The 1,644-nt window shown below is 66.4% G+C and carries 4 protein-coding genes; all 4 read left to right on the top strand.

Annotated elements, in window-relative coordinates; genetic code table 11:
• Positions 1-19 precede the first annotated feature (19 nt).
• A complete protein-coding gene (locus VIR09_RS01285) occupies positions 20-253 on the top strand; it encodes a TIGR03758 family integrating conjugative element protein (protein ID WP_003050225.1) in 234 nt (77 codons plus the stop codon).
• A 16-nt stretch (positions 254-269) separates the two neighbouring features.
• Positions 270-629 (top strand): TIGR03745 family integrating conjugative element membrane protein, encoded by a 360-nt coding sequence (locus tag VIR09_RS01280; RefSeq protein WP_332011011.1) that lies wholly within the window; start codon positions 270-272, stop codon positions 627-629.
• A gap of 12 nt (positions 630-641) precedes the next feature.
• Entirely contained in the window at positions 642-1,052 is a 411-nt protein-coding gene (locus VIR09_RS01275; RefSeq protein WP_332011008.1) for a TIGR03750 family conjugal transfer protein, read from the top strand.
• On the top strand, positions 1,049-1,644 hold a 596-nt coding region (locus VIR09_RS01270), incomplete at its 3' end, for a PFL_4703 family integrating conjugative element protein (protein ID WP_332011005.1). The genes VIR09_RS01275 and VIR09_RS01270, both read left to right, overlap by 4 nt.

The raw sequence follows: 1,644 nt of genomic DNA, 5'->3' as shown, positions 1-1,644 counted from the left end.
CGACTGCGGAGGGCAAGCCATGAACGGCGCCCAGGTCTCGGCATTTCAAGCCAACAGCGGCATCGCGCCTTCCGCGATGGCGACCGTCCTGGTCGGCGTCGTGTTCGCGGTCCTGCTCGTCTGGGGCGTCTGGGCCATCCGAACGGCCTACGTGGGGTGGTCCGAGAGCCGCCTCAACCAGCGCCAGTTCCTCGGCGTCTGCATCCGATTCGTCGCGATGTACCTCGTCCTGAGCTTCTTCCTCCTCTCCTGACCTGAAAGGCATGACCATGCAAAACCGCATCCTCACTTCTCGTTTTGTCCAGCGCGCTGCCGTGGCGCTGGGCGCCGCCGCGCTGCCGGCGCTGTCGTTCGCTCAAGGCCTGCCGCAGTTGGAGAACCCGACGCGCGGCACCGGCAACGGCATCATGGAGACGATCCGCAACTACGGCTACGACATCATCATGCTGATCGCGTTGCTGGTAATCGCGTCGATCTTCATCGGTGTCTGCTACCACGCCTACGGCACCTATGCGGAAATCCACACCGGCCGCAAAACGTGGGGCCAGTTCGGCTTGACCGTTGCCATCGGCGCCGTCCTGCTCGTGATCGGCATCTGGCTGCTCACCGAAGCCACCGGCATCCTGTAAAGCGAGGCCGGTATGTCCGAGCAGCAGCACGTCCGTGCGGACGGGACGGTCACGTTCCTTCCGCACCGGCTCAACCGCCATCCCGTTGTCGTGCGCGGCCTCACCGCCGACGAGCTGTGGATCTGCTGCGGCCTGTCCGGCGCCGCCGGCCTGCTGGTCGGCGCGCCGCTTTCCTGGGTGTTTCGCACGATCGCCATCGCGCCGACGTTCGTCGTCCTGGGCGTGGCCTTGGGCGTCTTCATCGGCGGCGGCATCCTGCGGCGCCTCAAGCGCGGGCGCCCCGACACCTGGCTGTATCGGCAACTGCAATGGCGCATCACCACGCGCCATCCGCTGATGGCGGGCTGGATGGGCGGCCACGTGCTGATCTCGCGCTCCGGCTTCTGGACCACCCGAAGGTCTGCTTCAAAGGGGGCGCGATGAGCCGCTTCAAGAACGAGATCACCCACCTGCAGGCGCACATCAAGACGCTGCGGCTGGGCGCGGGGGCATTGGTCATCGTCTCCCTGGTCATGGGTGGCGGCTGGTGGAGCGCCCCGCGCGACCTGACCATTCATGTCCCCCCTGACTTGCGATCCGGCAGTACCCGGAAGTGGTGGGAAGTGCCGCCCGAATCGGTCTATGCGTTCACGTTCTACGTGTTTCAGACCCTCCACCGTTGGCCCGCGAATGGCGAAGAGGACTACGCACGCAACCTCCACACACTCTCGCCGTACCTCACGCCGTCCTGCCAGGCCTTCCTACGGGCGGACTATGACTACCGCCGTAGCACGGGTGAGTTGCGCCAGCGCGTGCGCGGCATCTACGAAATCCCGGGCCGCGGCTACGGCGACGACCCTACGGCGCGCGTGCGCGTGGTCTCCGACCGCGACTGGGTGGTGACACTGGACATCAGCGCCGACGAGTACTACGGCGCGGAACAGGTCAAGCGCGCCCTGGTGCGCTACCCCATCAAGGTCACGCGCGTGGACATCGATCCCGCCCGCAACCCGTTCGGCCTGGTGCTCGACTGCTA

The organism is Achromobacter sp., assembly GCF_036567245.1.
GTDB lineage: Bacteria > Pseudomonadota > Gammaproteobacteria > Burkholderiales > Burkholderiaceae_B > Achromobacter.
This window is presented reverse-complemented; position numbering and strand designations above follow the sequence as displayed.

Excerpts from the sequence above, each read along its gene's own strand:
- VIR09_RS01285 (WP_003050225.1), top strand. The coding sequence starts at position 20 with ATGAACGGCGCCCAGGTCTCGGCATTTCAAGCCAACAGCGGCATCGCG.
- VIR09_RS01280 (WP_332011011.1), top strand. The coding sequence starts at position 270 with ATGCAAAACCGCATCCTCACTTCTCGTTTTGTCCAGCGCGCTGCCGTG.
- VIR09_RS01275 (WP_332011008.1), top strand. The coding sequence starts at position 642 with ATGTCCGAGCAGCAGCACGTCCGTGCGGACGGGACGGTCACGTTCCTT.